The organism is Luteimonas terrae (assembly GCF_004358165.1).
Lineage (GTDB): Bacteria > Pseudomonadota > Gammaproteobacteria > Xanthomonadales > Xanthomonadaceae > Luteimonas > Luteimonas terrae.
Genome location: NZ_SMTG01000006.1, coordinates 1 through 16,542, shown reverse-complemented (window position 1 = coordinate 16,542; position 16,542 = coordinate 1). Strand labels below are relative to the sequence as shown.

The following is a 16,542-nucleotide window of genomic DNA, read 5'->3' as shown; positions in this document are numbered from 1 at the left end:
GGAGTGAGGTGGTCAGTGGTTGCGTGTCTCGCATCCACCGACATCTGAGCCCGCGCGGCGGGCGCTCCACCTCACCCCCAACTCAAGCGAGCAGAGCGAGCGGATATGGCAGGCGGCAGAGAAATCAAGACGAAGATCAAGAGCGTGCAGAACACCCGCAAGGTGACGCGCGCGCTCGAGATGGTCTCCGCGTCGAAGATCCGCAAGGCGCAGGACCGCATGCGCGCCTCGCGCCCGTACGCGAACGCGATGAAGCAGCTGATCGGACACCTGGCCCAGGCCAGTTCCGAGTTCCAGCATCCCTATCTCGTCGAGCGCGAGGTCAAGCGCGTCGGCTACATCGTCGCGTCCTCGGACCGCGGCCTGGCCGGCGGCCTGAACAACAACCTGTTCCGCAAGCTGCTTGGCGAGATCCGCGCCTGGCAGGAGAAGGGCGTGCAGGTCGACGTGGTGACGATCGGCCAGAAGGCGACGGTGTTCTTCCGCCGCCTGAAGGTGGACATGCTCGCCAGCGTGACCCACATCGGCGACACGCCGGAAGTCGAGCAGCTGGTCGGCATCATCAAGGTGATGCTCGACGGCTACACCGACGGCCGCCTGGACCGTGTGTTCCTGGCCTACAACCACTTCGTCAACACGATGACCCAGAAGGCCAGCTTCGATCAGCTGCTGCCGCTGCCGGCATCGGAGACGCAGGTGGTCAAGCACGACTGGGACTACATCTACGAGCCGGATGCCGAGTCGGTGCTCGGCCACGTGCTGACGCGTTACATCGAATCGCTCGTCTACCAGGCGGTGATGGAGAACGTGGCCTCCGAACATGCCGCGCGCATGGTCGCGATGAAGGCTGCGAGCGACAACGCCACCAAGCTGATCGACACGCTCAAGCTGGTCTACAACAAGGCCCGCCAGGCAGCGATCACCCAGGAAATCTCCGAGATCGTCGGCGGCGCCGCAGCGGTCTGATCCGCACCGCGCACCAGAATTCTTCTAGAGGAATGCAGCAATGAGTCAGGGCAAGATCGTTCAGATCATCGGCGCGGTCGTCGACGTCGAGTTCGCACGCAACGAAGTTCCGCGGGTCTACGACGCACTGAAGGTCGACGGCACCGAGATCACGCTGGAAGTCCAGCAGCAGCTCGGCGACGGCATCGTGCGCGCGATCGCGCTCGGTTCGACCGACGGCCTGAAGCGCAACCTGGTCGCCACCAACACCGGCCGCGGCATCTCGGTGCCGGTCGGCACCGGCACGCTGGGCCGCATCATGGACGTGCTGGGTCGCCCGATCGACGAAGCCGGCGACGTGCAGGCCTCCGACCACTGGGAAATCCACCGTGCGGCCCCGTCGTACGAGGACCAGGCCTCGACCACCGAGCTGCTGGAAACCGGCATCAAGGTCATCGACCTGATGTGCCCGTTCGCCAAGGGCGGCAAGGTCGGCCTGTTCGGCGGCGCGGGCGTGGGCAAGACCGTCAACATGATGGAACTCATCAACAACATCGCCAAGGCGCACGAAGGTCTGTCCGTGTTCGCCGGCGTGGGCGAGCGTACCCGCGAAGGCAACGATTTCTACCACGAGATGAAGGACTCCAACGTCCTCGACAAGGTGGCGATGGTCTACGGCCAGATGAACGAGCCGCCGGGCAACCGCCTGCGCGTCGCGCTGACCGGCCTGACGATGGCCGAGTACTTCCGCGACGAGAAGGACGCGTCCGGCAAGGGCAAGGACGTGCTGCTGTTCGTCGACAACATCTACCGCTACACGCTGGCCGGTACCGAAGTGTCGGCGCTGCTCGGCCGCATGCCGTCGGCCGTGGGCTACCAGCCGACGCTCGCCGAGGAAATGGGCGTGCTGCAGGAGCGCATCACCTCGACCAAGTCGGGTTCGATCACCTCGATCCAGGCCGTCTACGTGCCCGCGGACGACCTGACCGACCCGTCGCCGGCGACGACCTTCGCCCACCTCGACTCGACGGTGACGCTGAGCCGCAACATCGCCTCGCTGGGCATCTACCCGGCCGTCGATCCGCTGGACTCGACCAGCCGCCAGATGGACCCGAACGTCATCGGCACCGAGCACTACGACACCGCGCAGCGCGTGCAGTCCACGCTCCAGAAGTACAAGGAGCTCAAGGACATCATCGCGATCCTGGGCATGGACGAGCTGTCGGAAGAGGACAAGCAGGCCGTGTCGCGTGCGCGCAAGATCGAGCGCTTCTTCTCGCAGCCCTTCCACGTGGCCGAGGTCTTCACCGGCTCGCCGGGCAAGTACGTGCCGCTGAAGGAAACGATCCGCGGCTTCAAGGGCATCGTCGACGGCGAGTACGACCACCTGCCCGAGCAGGCGTTCTACATGGTCGGCGGCATCGAGGAAGCGGTCGAGAAGGCGAAGAAGATCGCGGCGTAAAGAGCCGTGAGGGCGTGAGGAAGTCAGGACGTCAGTTCTGACTTCTCACCACCTGAGCGTGCGCAGCACGCGGCCATCCTCACGCTTCATCTTCCAACGTCGAGCAGAGCGAGACACACCATGACCACCACCATCCGTTGCGACATCGTCAGCGCCGAGGCCGAGATCTTCCACGGCGAAGCGACGCTGGTCGTGGCCACCGGCGAGCTCGGCGAACTCGGCATCGCGCCGCGCCACGCCCCGCTGATCACGCGCCTGAAGCCGGGCAAGGTCGTCGTGACCCAGCCCAACGGCGAAGTGCTCGACTTCGCGATCGGCGGCGGCATCCTCGAGGTGCAGCCCCAGGTCGTGACGATTCTGGCCGACACCGCGATCCGCGCCAACGAGATCGACGAGGCCGCCGTCAAGGCGGCCAAGGACGAAGCCGAGCGCATTCTGGCCGGCCGCAGCGAGGCGATGGACGTGGCCGAAGCCCAGCAGAAGCTGGCCGAGGCCGTGGTCCAGCTGCAGGCGCTCGAACGTCTGCGCAAGAACCTCAAGCACTGAGGCATCGCTTCACGCGGTACCAAAGAGCGCCGGCCATGTGCCGGCGTTTTTGTTTGGCGATTGCATCCACGTGCGCGCCGCCGCGCGACTGAAGCCTATGCAACTGATCCCGGAATTCCGGCGAAAGCCGGAATCCAGCTTTTTTGCTCGCCTTGAAGCTGAAAGGCACTGGATTCCGGCTTTCGCCGGAATGACGGGGAGTAGTTTCCCGAGTCTATGCAGAGACCCACAATGCACGTCACAGACACGGCCGAGTCGCACAGATGAATCACTTGATGCTGAAAACATGTGCGGTGCTGGCTCTGGGCGCAACGGCATTGTCCGCCACCGCATCCGATCCCGAGCGCCCCCGCCTGCGCGACACCGGGGTCGTGATCGGCACCCTCGATCCCGGTCCACGCAACGCCATCGTCGACGTGCCGGGCGTCCGCGTCGGCCATGCCACCGTGGTCGAAGGCGACGCGGTCCGCACCGGTGTCACTGCGATCGTGCCGCACGGCGGCGATCTGTTTCGCGATCGCGTCCCGGCGGCGATCGTCGTCGGCAACGGTTTCGGCAAATTGCTGGGCGTGACCCAGGTGCAGGAACTCGGCGAACTGGAAACCCCGATCCTGCTGACCGGCACCCTGGGCGTCTGGCGCGCGGCCGATGCCCTGGTCGAACGGCAGCTCGCGCTGCCGGGCATGGAGCAGGTGCGCTCGATCAATCCGGTGGTCGGCGAAACCAACGACGGCTGGCTCAATGACATTCGCGCGCGTCCGTTGCGCGCCGGGCACGTGCGCGCAGCGCTGGATGGCGCATCCGAGGACAACATCGAGGAAGGCAGCATCGGCGCCGGTACCGGCACCGTCGCATTCGGCTGGAAGGGCGGCATCGGCACCAGTTCGCGTGTGTCGCGTACCGATGCCGGCAGTTACACGGTCGGTGTTCTCGTGCAGAGCAATTTCGGGGGCCGTCTGACCATCGCCGGCGTGCCGGTCGGCGACCGGTTGCCCGACCCGCAGGCCTGGCTGCAGTCGACCGCCGCGACCGCGCCGCCCACGACCGGCGACGGCAGCATCATGATCGTCGTCGCCACCGATGCGCCGCTCGACGATCGCCTGCTGCGCAGGCTCGCGACGCGCGCGCTGATCGGGCTCGGTCGCACCGGTGCATCGATGAGTAACGGCTCGGGCGACTATGTGATCGCGTTCTCGACTGCGCAGAACGTGAGGCGTTCGCCGGCTGCGGCCTCGCATGATGTCGGAGTGCTGGCCAACGACGCGATGACGCCGCTGTTCGTCGCCGTGGCCGACGCCACCGAAGAGGCGATCCTCAATTCGGTGTTCCGCGCGACCACGGTGTCGGGCCATCAGGGCACAGTGCCCGCGTTGCCGCTGGATCTGGTGCTGCCGCTGCTGCGGTCGCCGCAGGCGCAGGGCGTTTCGATGCCTTGAGCGGACGCCGCGCGTTTCAGCGCTTGTAGATCCAGTAGCGCGACAGCACGAAGCCAATGGCGCCCAGCGCGAGCTCGATCGCGGGTTTGGCCAGCCACACCCACTTCAGTCCCAGCACGTCGTCGATCTGGCTCATGGCCCAGGTGCTGACCAGGGTCGTCGTCACCCACATCAGCATGAAGCGCTGGAACTGCGTCGTCCCCATCGCGGTGCCGTCGCCGGCGAACGTGAGCTTGCCGTTGAGCCAGTAGCCCAGCAGCGCACCGGTGATGCGCCCGATGACGTTCGCAGGTGCAACGGGCAGCCCGGCATGCGTGAGACCCACGACCACGCCCCAGTCGACCAGCCACTGCAGCAGGCCGATCGCCAGATAGTCGCGTCCTTGTTTGGTCAGGCTCATCGTGTGGGCGTCGGGTGCAGGAGGCGCGGGCGACGGCTGGCATCGTACGCAGCCGGCGTTAGATTTTCCTCATGCGTCGGCCGCGTCGCGCATGGTCGTCCCGGGTGTGTCGAACATTCGCGAATCCCTGTGACCGGCGCGCGCAGGCGCTTCCCGGCGGCGGTCGAACCTCGTGCGCCCGGCGAGGGCTGCATTCGCTTGCGGGCGCGGGCCGGTGATCGGGTCGTCGGCGCCTGCCCCGGGTGCGTCGCTTATCATCAGGCGCCCTTTCCAGTAGCCCGACCCCATGACCGCACCCCTGCACGTCGTCATCCTCGCCGCGGGCGAGGGCAAGCGCATGAAATCGTCGCTGCCCAAGGTGCTGCAGAAGATCGCCGGGCGGCCGATGCTGTGGCATGTCGTCGAGGCGGCGCGCGCGCTCGAGCCGGCGGGCATCCACATCGTCTACGGCCATCGCGGCGAGCAGGTGCAGGCGGCGTTCGCCGACCAGCCGGACCTGCACTGGTCCGAGCAGCGCGAGCAGCTGGGCACCGGGCATGCGGTGCGACAGGCGATGCCCGAGGTGCCGGACGGCGCGCAGGTGCTGGTGCTCTACGGCGACGTGCCGCTGTTGCGCGCCGAGACGCTGCGCCGGCTGATCGGCGTCGACGGGCGACTCGCGGTGCTCGCCGCGCAGCTCGAGAATCCCACAGGTTACGGGCGCATCGTCCGCGATCCGGAAGGTCACGTCGGCGCGATCGTCGAGCACAAGGATGCCGACGACGAACAGCGCCGCATCAACCTGGTCAACACCGGCATCCTCGCGGCCGAGGCGACCGCGCTGAAGGCCTGGCTCGCGCGACTGTCCTCCGACAACGCGCAGGGCGAGTACTACCTGACCGACGTCTTCGCCATGGCCGCCGACGAATACAGCGCCGCGCAGATCGTCATGGTCGACGACGCGCTGGAGGCCGAAGGCGCCAACGACCCCTGGCAGCTCGCGCAGCTCGAACGCGCGTGGCAGCTGCGCGCGGTCCGTGCGCTGTGCGTGGCCGGCGCGCGCTTCGCCGATCCGGCGCGGGTCGACATCCGCGGCGAGGTCAAGGTGGGCAGTGATGTCGAGATCGACGTCGACGTGATCTTCGAGGGCCGGGTGTCGCTGGGGGATGGCGTGCGCGTCGGCCCGTTCTGCCGTCTGAAGGATGTCGCGCTGGGGGTCGGGACCGAAGTGCGCGCGCACTGCGATCTCGAAGGCGCCCGGACCGAGGGCGCGGTGACCATCGGTCCCTTCGCGCGCCTGCGCCCGGGCACCGTGCTTGCCGATGGCGTGCACATCGGCAACTTCGTCGAGACCAAGAACACCACGCTCGGCGTCGGCAGCAAGGCCAATCACCTGACCTACCTCGGTGATGCCGAGATCGGCGCCGGCAGCAACGTCGGCGCCGGCACGATCACCTGCAACTACGACGGCGTGAACAAGTCGAAGACGGTCATCGGCGACCGCGCCTTCATCGGTTCGAACGCCGCACTGGTCGCGCCGGTGCGCATCGGCGACGACGCGACGACCGCGGCCGGATCGGTGATCGTCAATGACGTTCCGGACGGCAAGCTCGCCGTCGCGCGCGGACGTCAGACCATCGTCGAAGGCTGGGAACGGCCGAAGAAGCGTTGATCTCGGCGCGCCGGCGGCGCCGGAGGCTCAGTCCGGCAGCACCAGCGACACGCACAGGCCGCCGCCTTCGCGATTGAGCAGGGCGATGCGGCCTCCATGCGCTTCGGCGATCTCGCGCGCGAGCGCCAGGCCCAGACCCGTGCCATTGCGCTTGGTCGAATAGAACGGCAGCAACGCGTTGGCGAGGACCGCCTCGTTCATACCCGGTCCGCGGTCGAGCACGTCGACGCGCCAGCCATCGATGGCGCGGCGCAGCGCGACCGACACCTGCGTGGGGTCGCCATCGGTCTCGTGCGCGTTGCGCAACAGATTGAGCAGCGCTTGCTCGACCTGCGCGGGATCGAAATGCGCGCTGGCTGCAGGATCGATCGGCATCGCATCGACGAACTCGACCTGCGAACGCAGCTGGTCGAGATAGGCGCGCCACTGCACCGGCTCGCGCCGCGGCGCCGGCAGCTTGGCGAAGTGCGCGTAGCCGCGGATGAAGCCTTCGAGATGCCGCGCGCGTTCCTCGATGGTGCGCAGGGCGCCCGGCAGGCGTTCGGTCTGGCCGCGGCGCAACAGCTCCGCGCCCGAGTGCGCGAGCGAGGCGATCGGCGCCAGCGAATTGTTGAGCTCGTGGCTGATGACGCGGATGACCTTCTTCCAGGTCTGCACTTCCTGGCGGCGCAGCTCGGTGGTCATCTGCCGCAGCAGCAGCAGTTCGTGGCGCCGGCCGTTGAGCCGGAAATGCCGGCGCGAGAGGTGGTGGATCTCCTCGTTCTCGCCGTCACCGACGGTGAACAGACCATCGCCGCCGCGCGCGAAGGCATCGGCCAGCGCCGGCGGCGCATCGGCCAGCAGCGTCGAGAACGTCTGGCCTTCGAGGCGCCGCCCACCGCCGAGCGCACGACGCGCGGCGAGGTTCGCATGCACCACATGGTCGTTGGGGTCTAGCAGCAGCATCGCCACCGGCGTGTTCTGCACCATCGTGTCGAGCAGCAGTTCGCGCTGCACCAGCGACAGCCGCTGCGCGCGCAGCGTCTCGCCGAGTTCGTTGTGCGCGGCGACCAGTTCGCCCAGCGCGCCACGGCCCGCCCAGGCGACACCAAAGCCGTAGTCGCTGTCGCGGTAGCTGGCCACGGTGCCGGCGAGGGCGCGGAACAGCGCATGCGCAGGCGCGAAGGCGCGCTGCATCGACCAGACCAGCGTCGGCAGCGTGCAGATCACGCCGGCGCCGATTGCCGCCCAGACCGGCAGCCAGCGCAACAGCAGCATGGCCAGGGCCGCGCCGATGGCGACGTGCAACATCGCGATGGCAACGACCACCGCGGTCAAGGGCAGCCGCTGCAGCCAGCGCATGTCAGTCGCGCCGGATGCCGAGCCGGTCGAGGCGCCGGTACAGCGCCTGCCGTGACAGGCCGAGTTCGCCGGCCGCCTGTGCGAGCACGCCGCCCGCGCGCGACAGCGCAGCTTCGATCTGCGCGCGATCGGGCTCGTGTGCATCGGCATCGGCGACGAACACCGAAGCGGCGGCGGGCAGGGCGAGATCGGCCGCTTCGATCGTCGCGCCACGCGCCAGCAGTTCGGCGCGCTGGATCACGTTGCGCAGTTCCCGCACGTTGCCCGGCCAGCCGTGCTGCAGCAGGGCGCGTTCGGCGGATTCGGACAGCGGCTTGCGCCCGGCCAGGAAATGCCGCGCCAGTGGCAGGATGTCGCGCGGCCGCTGCGCCAAGGGCGGCAGTCGCAGCTCGATGCCGTTGAGCCGGTAGTAGAGGTCCTCGCGGAAGCGGCCATCGGCGATCATCGCCGGCAGGTCTGCATTGGTCGCGCTGAGCACACGCACCGAGACGCTGCGCTCGCGGTGGCCGCCCAGACGTGCGAAGCGTCCGGTCTCGAGGACGCGGAGCAGCTTGACCTGGCCCGACGGTGGCAGCGTGCCGATCTCGTCGAGGAACAGTGTGCCGCCGTCGGCCGCCTCAAAGCGACCTTCGCGCGCGCGGGTCGCGCCGGTGTAGGCGCCGGCTTCGGCGCCGAACAGTTCGGCCTCGACCAGCTCGTTCGGCAACGCGCCGCAATTGACCGCGACGAAGGGTCCGTCGCGTACCGACGAGTTGGCGTGCAGGATCTCGGCGTACTTTTCCTTGCCACTGCCGTTGGGGCCGGTGATCAGCACCGGCAACGGCGAGGCCGCGACCTGCAGCGCCAAGGACAGCGTGGTCTCGCTCGAGGGATCGTCCCAGACCAGGCCGCGCAGATCGCGCCCGTCCACCAGCGCATCACGCCGGCGGCGATCGCCGCGAGTGCGTGCGTCGAGCTCCCGCCGGGTGGACGACAGTTCCAGCAGCGTATTGACGGTCGCCAGCAGCTTGCCGTCGTCCCAGGGCTTGCCGAGGTAATCGGCGGCGCCCGAACGGATCAGGTCCACCGCCGATTCGAGATGCGTCCACGCCGTCAGCAGCACGACCGGCAGGTCGGGATCGAACCGCCGGATGTCGTGGAACAGCGCGATGCCTTCCTCGCCCGACGTGGTGTCGGTGTGGAAGTTCATGTCCTGCACCACCAGATCGATGCCGCCGGCGCGCAGACGCGCAAGCCCGTCTTCCGGCGTGGCGGCATGTTCGGTGGCGATGTCGTGCAGCGAGAACAGCACCTCCAGCGCGGTGGCGACGGCGGGGTTGTCGTCGATGACGAGGATCTTGGGCATCGGGTGGAGGCTGTCCGGAGAGATGGATGCGTGAGTGGAGAGGCATGGTCGTCGCCGGCTGCGGTGGACGCAACCGGCGACGCGCAACGGTGATCAGATGCTGCGGGTGGCCACGGCCGGCGGCACCGAGGCCGCGCGGCGTGCCGGCCAGTAGACCGCGATCTGCCCGAGCAGCCACAGGGCCACCGCGCCGATCGGCAGGTAGACCAGCGGCAGCCGGCCCAGCTCGTAACGCGACATCATCAGCTGGTTGAGCCCATAGGCGCACAACATGCCCAGGCCGATGCCCATCGTCGCCAGCAGGAAGTTCTCCAGCTGGAAGTAGCGCAGGATCTGCGCGCGCGTGGCGCCGAGCGCGCGGCGGATGCCGATCTGCTTGTTGCGCTGCTGCACCCAGAAGCTGGCCAGGCCCACGATGCCCAGTGCCGTGACCACCAGCAGCGCAATGCAGACCACGACCAGCAGCATCGCCATCGCCCGGTCCTCGCGGTAGTACTTCTCGCGCAGGTCGCTCATGAGGTCGCTGTTGACGGCGACGCGGTTCGGATCGATCTGCTTGAGCGCTGCCACCGCGGCGTCGAGTACCTGCCGGCGCTGCGCGGGGTCGGTACGGATCACGTAGTTGGTGCCGTTGGAGTCGTCGCGCACCGGAAACAGCATCGTCGCGGTCACGCTGCCGTTGCTGTCGTTGGGCAGCGCCAGCGTCTCGACCACGCCGACGATCCGGATCGGCCGGTCGCCCCAACTGTAGAACTGCTTGCCGATGGCGTCCTCGCCCGGGAACAGACGCTCGGCCATCGCGCGGTTGACGATCGCCGACGGAATGCTGATGCCGCCGCCCTCGCGCGAAAGATCGCCCATGTCCACGAACTCGTCCGGATTGAACCGGCGTCCGGCGATCAGTTGCAGACCGAAGGTATCCAGCAGGTCTTCGGTGCCCAGATACGGCGAAGCCAGGATCGTGTTGTTGCGCTGGTCCGGATTGAGCCGCACGCCACTGGTGGAGCTGCTGTTGCCATAGGGGATCTGCGAGACGGCGGCGACATGCCGCACGCCGGGAATTGCACGCAGGGCGACGAGGTCGCGCTGGATGCCGGCCTTGCGGTCGACGTCGGCAGTCTCGTCGATGCTGGGCATCTGGATGCGCAGCAGCTCGTTTTCCACCGTGCCGCTGGGGCGCGACATGTGGTCGATGCGGCGGTCGATCAGGTAGATCGCGTTGCAGATGATCGCGCAGGCCAGTGCGATCTCGATCACGATCAGTGCGGCCGCGGTCTTGTGCCGGCGCAGCGTCGAGAAGATGGGGCGGATGTCCATGGAGGTCCTCGAAGGAAGTCGGATCACTGCGACTTGAGCTGGATGGCCGGCGTCACCTGCATCGCACGCCAGGCAGGCAGCAGGCCGGCGAGCAGGCTCGCGACAATCGACAGGGCGAACGTGGTCAGCAGCATCGTCAGATCGAGCCTGGCGAGCTCGGCATAGCTGCTCGGGTTCTGGCGCACGGCCCACAGGCCCAGCAGGGCGAGGCCCAGACCCACGATGCCGCCGGCGACGCCGATCGCGCCGGCTTCGATCAGGAACTGCGCGAAGATCGCCCGGCGCGAGGCACCGAGCGCACGACGCACGCCGATCTCGGACGCCCGGCGCAGGCTCTTGGCCAGCAGCAGGCCGACAGTGTTGACCAGGCACACCAGCAGGAAGCCGATCGCCAGCCACAGCTGCAGCCGCACGTCGCTGGGCACGACCTGGCGGTGGTCGAGCAGGGTGGGCACATCCCGCAGTCGCACGTTGTTGGGACGCTCGAACCGTCCCGCGCTGCGCTGCTGATCCGAGTAGCTGGCGAGATAGTCGCGGTACGCGTCGGCATCGCCGGCAGCGGGCAGCTCCACCCAGTACTGCACCCAGCTGCAGGGCGCGTTGAGTGCATTCGGATCGCTTCCCGAATCGCCCCAGCAGTTCATGCTGCCCATGCGGCTGAGCTTCTGTTCCATCGCGGTGGAGAAGGGAATGAAGACCGATTCGAGTTCGTTGAAGCTCTGCAGGGTCAGATCCCAGAACCGCGGCGTGGGCAGCCAGGCGTCGAGCACGCCGATCACCCGGAAGTCCGCGCCGTTGATGCGCATCGTCTTGCCCGTGCTGTCGCCGCCGCCGAAGACCTTCTGGTTGGTCTCGGCGGAGATCACCGCCACCCGGGCGCGCGCCGCGTCATCCTCGGCGGTCCACGCGCCCCCATAGGCGAGCGGCGCGTCGAACATCGGGAAGAAATCGGCCGAGGTGTAGCGTGCGTCGGTGAAGAAGGGCTCGCGCGTGCCGTCCGGCGCGACGGCGACGAAGCCACCGCTCATCATCGCCTGACGCGTGCCGCGTGCTTCGCGCAAAAGCGTTTCGGCATCGAAGCGGGGCATGTTGCCGTCGGGCTCCTCGCCGGCGACGTAGCTGTCCATGCTGGCCGCATCGAGCTGCACGTAGAACAGCCGATCGCTCTTGTCGGGAATCGGGTCGCCCGACAGCACGTGGAATACCGTCAGCGTGGTCATGCTGGCGCCGATGCCGAGCGCGATCGCCAGCACCATCAGGGCGGTGAGCACCTTGCTGTTGCGGAAGCTGCGCAGCGCGAGCTGCAGGTAGTAGCCGAACATGTCCGGTCTCCTCAGGCGTCTGCGGTGGCGCGCGACGCAGGCGACGGCGCGGCGTGCAGTGTCTGCAGGTCGGTCGCCATGCCGTCGACGATGTGCACGTTGCGGTGCGCGCGCGCGGCGAGTTCGGGATCGTGGGTCACCATCACGATCGTCGTGCCGCGCGCGTTGATGTCCTCCAGCAGCTCCAGCACGCTGCGCGCCATCTGCGAGTCGAGGTTGCCGGTCGGTTCGTCGGCGAGCAGCAGGCGCGGGCTGCCGGCGAGGGCGCGGGCGATCGCCACGCGCTGCTGCTGGCCACCTGACAGTTCTGCCGGAAAGTGCTTCATGCGCGAGCCCAGCCCCACCAGCGACAGCGATTCTTCGATGCGCAGCTTGCGGTCCGCGGCGCCCATGCCGCGATAACGCAGTGGCACGTCGACGTTGTCGAACAGGTTGAGATCGGGAATCAGGTTGAAGCCCTGGAAGATGAAGCCGATCTTCTCGTTGCGCAGTTTCGAGCGCGCGTCGTCGCCCAGGCCGCGGACCTCGACACCATCGATGCGGTATTCGCCGCCGGTGAACGTTTCCAGCAGGCCAGCGATGTTGAGGAAGGTCGTCTTGCCCGAGCCCGACGGGCCGGTGACCGCGACGAACTCGCCCTCGGCGACGTGCAGGTCGAGCGATCGCAAGGCATGGGTTTCAACGAGTTCGGTGCGGTAGACCTTGGCGACCTGGCGCATGTCGAGCATGGGTATGTGTCCTGTGGCGTGAAGCGGAAGAAGGAAGACGCGTCGCGCTCAGCGGACGCGGAACAGGGTCGGCAGGCCGCGATCGAGCGGACGGCGACGGATGCGCGTGAAGCCCGCCGGCCGCAGGGCGCCGGGGTCGGCGGGAATGCCGTTCGCGAACAGCGAGGACAGCGGACGCGGTACGGCACCGATGAGTTCGTCGGCGCTCCAGGCGGCGGGAAACGGGCAATCGTGGAAGGTCTTCATGGTCTAAAGTCCCGAGATGCGGATGCGTTCCGCGTTGTCGAACTGGTCGGTGCCGGCGACGACGACGCGGTCGCCCGGCTGCAGCCCTTCGATGATCTCCACGGCCGACAGGCTGCTGGCGCCGGCGGTGATGGGGCGACGCACGGCGGTGTTGCCGTCCATCACATAGGCCGCGCTGCCGCCTTCCTGGTCGAGGAAGGGACCGCGCGCGACCATCAGCACGTCCTTGCGCGTGTCGAGCAGGATGCGTGCGGTCAGGCGCTGGCTCTGGCGCAGGCCGGGCGGCTGGCTGCCTGCGTCGAAGCGCAGGCGGGCGACGACCTCGCCGTTGACGACCTCGGGCGAAACCGCCGACACCTTGGCCGGATACGTGGTGCCGACGCTGCGCAACTCGGCCGGCATGCCGATCTCGAGATCGCGCGCGAAGCTTTCCGGCACCTTGATCTCGACCTCGAACACCGACAGGTCGACGACCGACAGCACCGGGGCATTCGCCGCGACATTGCTGCTCTGCACCGCCTGCACCTGGCCGACGATGCCGTCGAAGGGCGCGCGCAGGGTCAGCGCGTCCACCTGGCGACGCATCTCCGCCACCACGCTGCGCTGGCGTTCGGCGACCAGTTGCTTGTTGCGGGTGTCGAGCCCGGCGCCACGGCCCTGCAGGCCGAGATCCTCGGTGGCCGAGGTCACGCCGATCTCGGTCTTCTGCAGCGTGTCCTGCGCGCGGGCCAGATCGACCTGCGCCACCGCGCCGCCTTCGAAGGCGCGCTGGTAACGCTCGAGATCGCGCTGGGCGGCAGTGCGGTCGATCCTGGCCTGGTCGAGCACCTTGCGCGCGGCGGCCTGACGCAACTGCGCATCGAGCGCGGCGCGGCCGGCTTCGGCCTCGTAGCCGGCCAGCGTGGCCTCTTCCTGGGCAAGCTTGCTGCGCAGCTCGGGGCTGTCGATCTCGGCCAGCGCCTGGCCCTTCTCGACCCGATCGCCGGCGACCACCTTCAGGGTGAGCGTGCCGCCCGAGATCGCATAGAGCGTCGGGCTGTTGGCGGCGATCACCCGGCCCTCGGCGGCGATGTCGCGTACCAGGTCGCCGCGCGTGACCTCGGCGAAGCGCAGGCGTTGTGCGTCGACCGAACGCGCGCCCGAGGCCCAGCCGGTCAACAGCCAGACCACCGCGGCGACCACCAGCGCGGCCGCGATGCCTGCGATCAGCCACGGGCGTCGACGTCCGGTACGGGGCACCGAGCGCACGGTGTCCTGGCCGGTGGTATCGCGGATACCGGCGGGGCGGGACGGCGGATTGGAAGCGGGCTGCGACATGCGGAAGATCCGTTGGGTTCGGTTCCTTCAAAGCATGCTGCGTGCCAACTTCAACCATATGATTTGATTGAATAAATTTCTGGATGGGTGCTGTCCGCGCATTGTCCGGACGTCCGTGGCCGGACGGATGCGGGTCCGCCGCACCTGGCGTCTGCGAGCGAATCGGACGAGGTTGGAATGCTGGGAACAGCTGCACGGGTCCTGCTCGACCCAGCGCTTCAGAACAGGCGTGAGACACGTCGCCCCGAGACGGAAGCGTGCTGCGGCGCTGGCCATGCATTGAGGGCGACGCGCCTCGGCCTCCGAGGCCTGACGCCGGTGCACGTCGAGCATTGGAGCTGGACGCGCGGTCTGGCGCTGAACGCCGCGGCGTTCTGGTGCGAGCGATACCCGGCCACGTCGCTAGAATGGGCGTCTTATCAGAAGGAGCAGGCCGCATGTGTGGAATCGTCGGTGCGATCGCGGGTCGCGATGTGGTCCCCGTGCTCGTCGAGGGCCTCAAGCGGCTGGAGTATCGCGGCTACGATTCGGCCGGTATCGCGGTGGTCACCGGTGACGCTGTCCGGCGTGTCCGGCGTGTCCGTCGCACGGGCCGTGTCGCCGAGATGGAGGCAGCCGCGGCCGCCGAGGGGCTTCATGCCGAGCTCGGCATCGGCCACACCCGCTGGGCCACGCACGGCGGCGTCACCGAATCCAATGCGCATCCGCACATCAGTCACGACACGCTGGCGCTGGTCCACAACGGGATCATCGAGAACCACGAGGCGCAGCGCGAGCGGCTGACGCAGCTCGGCTACGTGTTCGAGTCGCAGACCGATACCGAGGTCATCGCGCATCTGATCCATCATCACCAGACGCAGGGGCTCGACCTGCTCGCAGCGTTGCAGGCGGCGGTCAAGGAGCTCGAAGGCGCCTACGCGCTGGCCGTCGTCGACAAGTCCGACCCCGAACGCATGGTGGTCGCGCGCATGGGCTGTCCGCTGCTGGTCGGCCTGGGCGAGGGCGAGAACTTCGTCGCCTCCGATGTCTCGGCGATCCTGCAGGCCACGCGCCGGGTGATCTTCCTCGAGGAAGGCGACACCGCCGTGCTGACCCGTGCCGCAGTGCAGGTCTTCGACGGCAATGGTGAGAACGTCGCGCGCGAAGAACACCTGTCGGACGTGTCGCTGGCCTCGCTGGAACTCGGGCCGTATCGCCACTTCATGCAGAAGGAGATCCACGAGCAGCCGCGCGCGCTCGCCGACACCATCGAAGCGATCATCGATGCCGCGGCATTCGAGCCGGCCCTGTTCGGCAAGGATGCCGATGATGTTCTGCGTGAGATCGAAGGCGTGCAGATCCTGGCCTGCGGCACCAGCTTCTACGCCGGTTCGGTCGCGCGCTACTGGATCGAGGCAATCAGCGGCCTGCCTTGCACGGTCGAAATCGCCAGCGAGTACCGCTATCGCACGGCGGTGGCCAATCCGAAGCATCTGATCGTCACCATCTCGCAGTCGGGCGAGACACTCGACACCATGGAGGCGCTCAAGTACGCCAAGTCGCTTGGGCATACGCGCACGCTGTCGATCTGCAACGTGCCGGAGAGCGCGATCCCGCGTGCGAGCGGATTGGTGTTCTACACGCGCGCCGGCGCCGAGATCGGCGTGGCCTCGACCAAGGCCTTCACCACCCAGCTGGTCGGCCTGTTTGCGCTGGCGGTCACGCTGGCCAAGCTCAACGGGCGTCTGCCGCCCGAACAGGAGGCCGGCTACATCGAGGATCTGCGCCAGCTGCCGGGCAGCGTGCAGCACGCGCTCAATCTCGAGCCGCAGATAACTTCCTGGGCCGAGAAGTTCACGCCCAAGCACCACGCGCTGTTCCTCGGACGTGGCGTGCACTATCCGATTGCACTGGAAGGCGCGCTCAAGCTCAAGGAAATCTCGTATATCCATGCCGAGGCGTATCCGGCGGGCGAGCTGAAGCACGGGCCGCTGGCGCTGGTAGACGATGCGATGCCGGTCGTGGTGATCGCACCGAAGGACGCATTGCTCGAAAAGGTGAAATCGAACATGCAGGAAGTCCGCGCACGGGGCGGCGAACTGTTCGTGTTCACCGATGCCGACAGCAACTTCAGTGCGTCCGAAGGCGTGCACGTGATCCGCACGCCGCGACATGTGGGCGTGCTCAGCCCCATCGTGCACACCATTCCGGTGCAGATGCTGGCGTATCACACCGCCCTGGCGCGCGGCACCGACGTCGACAAGCCGCGCAATCTCGCCAAGTCGGTGACCGTCGAGTAGCGACGCGAAGGCGCTCGCACTGAACACGCGGCGCGCTTTAACCGGCTTCTACAAATTTCTGTGTCAGGGTCTTTGCAAACCGGTTTCGTCTATGCATAATTCGCGCCCCGCTTGACGGGCTGCACTTCGGCGCAGCGCTCGAACGGGGCAGAGTTCGAAACACGCTTCACACGGTGTTGACAGACTCGAAAGTCGCGGTAAGATGTG

14 protein-coding genes are annotated in these 16,542 nt (G+C 67.7%); 6 read left to right on the top strand and 8 right to left on the bottom strand.

The window, feature by feature from the left end; translation table 11 throughout:
• Positions 1–105 precede the first annotated feature (105 nt).
• The 4 genes from atpG to E2F49_RS13615 all read left to right on the top strand — a co-directional run bounded on the left by atpG (position 106) and on the right by E2F49_RS13615 (position 4,389).
• Positions 106–966: a F0F1 ATP synthase subunit gamma gene (atpG, locus tag E2F49_RS13630; protein ID WP_133394395.1), complete on the top strand. Its 861-nt coding sequence runs from the start codon at positions 106–108 to the stop codon at positions 964–966.
• A gap of 40 nt (positions 967–1,006) precedes the next feature.
• Positions 1,007–2,407, top strand: a complete 1,401-nt coding sequence (gene atpD / locus E2F49_RS13625) for a F0F1 ATP synthase subunit beta (RefSeq protein WP_055249943.1) — start codon at positions 1,007–1,009, stop codon at positions 2,405–2,407.
• 120 nt (positions 2,408–2,527) lie between these two features.
• Positions 2,528–2,953, top strand: a complete 426-nt coding sequence (locus E2F49_RS13620; RefSeq protein WP_133394394.1) for a F0F1 ATP synthase subunit epsilon — start codon at positions 2,528–2,530, stop codon at positions 2,951–2,953.
• Positions 2,954–3,228: 275 nt separating this feature from the next.
• Positions 3,229–4,389: a DmpA family aminopeptidase gene (locus E2F49_RS13615; protein WP_208004908.1), complete on the top strand. Its 1,161-nt coding sequence runs from the start codon at positions 3,229–3,231 to the stop codon at positions 4,387–4,389.
• Between the two features lie 16 nt (positions 4,390–4,405).
• Here E2F49_RS13615 and E2F49_RS13610 read toward each other — a convergent pair whose 3' ends face one another.
• Positions 4,406–4,789 carry a GtrA family protein gene (locus E2F49_RS13610; protein ID WP_055249940.1) on the bottom strand — a complete coding sequence of 128 codons (384 nt, stop codon included), beginning with the start codon at positions 4,787–4,789 and terminating at the stop codon, positions 4,406–4,408.
• A 286-nt stretch (positions 4,790–5,075) separates the two neighbouring features.
• On the opposite strand from E2F49_RS13610, the gene glmU reads away from it, so the two are divergent.
• Positions 5,076–6,440: a bifunctional UDP-N-acetylglucosamine diphosphorylase/glucosamine-1-phosphate N-acetyltransferase GlmU gene (glmU, locus tag E2F49_RS13605; protein WP_133394392.1), complete on the top strand. Its 1,365-nt coding sequence runs from the start codon at positions 5,076–5,078 to the stop codon at positions 6,438–6,440.
• Between the two features lie 27 nt (positions 6,441–6,467).
• Here the strand turns inward: glmU and E2F49_RS13600 are convergent, their stop codons facing one another.
• From E2F49_RS13600 to E2F49_RS13570, 7 genes are all read right to left on the bottom strand, one after another.
• On the bottom strand, positions 6,468–7,781 hold the full coding sequence (locus E2F49_RS13600) for a sensor histidine kinase (RefSeq protein WP_133394391.1): 1,314 nt from the start codon (positions 7,779–7,781) through the stop codon (positions 6,468–6,470).
• 1 nt (position 7,782) lies between these two features.
• Entirely contained in the window at positions 7,783–9,126 is a 1,344-nt protein-coding gene (locus E2F49_RS13595; protein ID WP_133394390.1) for a sigma-54-dependent transcriptional regulator, read from the bottom strand.
• 93 nt (positions 9,127–9,219) lie between these two features.
• Positions 9,220–10,443, bottom strand: a complete 1,224-nt coding sequence (locus E2F49_RS13590) for an ABC transporter permease (RefSeq protein WP_133394389.1) — start codon at positions 10,441–10,443, stop codon at positions 9,220–9,222.
• Positions 10,444–10,466: 23 nt separating this feature from the next.
• Positions 10,467–11,765 carry an ABC transporter permease gene (locus E2F49_RS13585; protein ID WP_133394388.1) on the bottom strand — a complete coding sequence of 433 codons (1,299 nt, stop codon included), beginning with the start codon at positions 11,763–11,765 and terminating at the stop codon, positions 10,467–10,469.
• 11 nt (positions 11,766–11,776) lie between these two features.
• Positions 11,777–12,493 carry an ABC transporter ATP-binding protein gene (locus E2F49_RS13580; RefSeq protein WP_133394387.1) on the bottom strand — a complete coding sequence of 239 codons (717 nt, stop codon included), beginning with the start codon at positions 12,491–12,493 and terminating at the stop codon, positions 11,777–11,779.
• 48 nt (positions 12,494–12,541) lie between these two features.
• Positions 12,542–12,739 (bottom strand): hypothetical protein, encoded by a 198-nt coding sequence (locus E2F49_RS13575; RefSeq protein ID WP_133394386.1) that lies wholly within the window; start codon positions 12,737–12,739, stop codon positions 12,542–12,544.
• 3 nt (positions 12,740–12,742) lie between these two features.
• Complete coding sequence (locus E2F49_RS13570) at positions 12,743–14,056, bottom strand: efflux RND transporter periplasmic adaptor subunit (protein ID WP_133394385.1); 1,314 nt, start codon at positions 14,054–14,056, stop codon at positions 12,743–12,745.
• Positions 14,057–14,493: 437 nt separating this feature from the next.
• On the opposite strand from E2F49_RS13570, the gene glmS reads away from it, so the two are divergent.
• The gene (glmS, locus tag E2F49_RS13565; protein ID WP_133394384.1) at positions 14,494–16,335 is read left to right on the top strand and encodes a glutamine--fructose-6-phosphate transaminase (isomerizing); all 1,842 of its coding nucleotides are present in this window, start codon (positions 14,494–14,496) and stop codon (positions 16,333–16,335) included.
• The last annotated feature ends 207 nt before the right edge of the window (positions 16,336–16,542 follow it).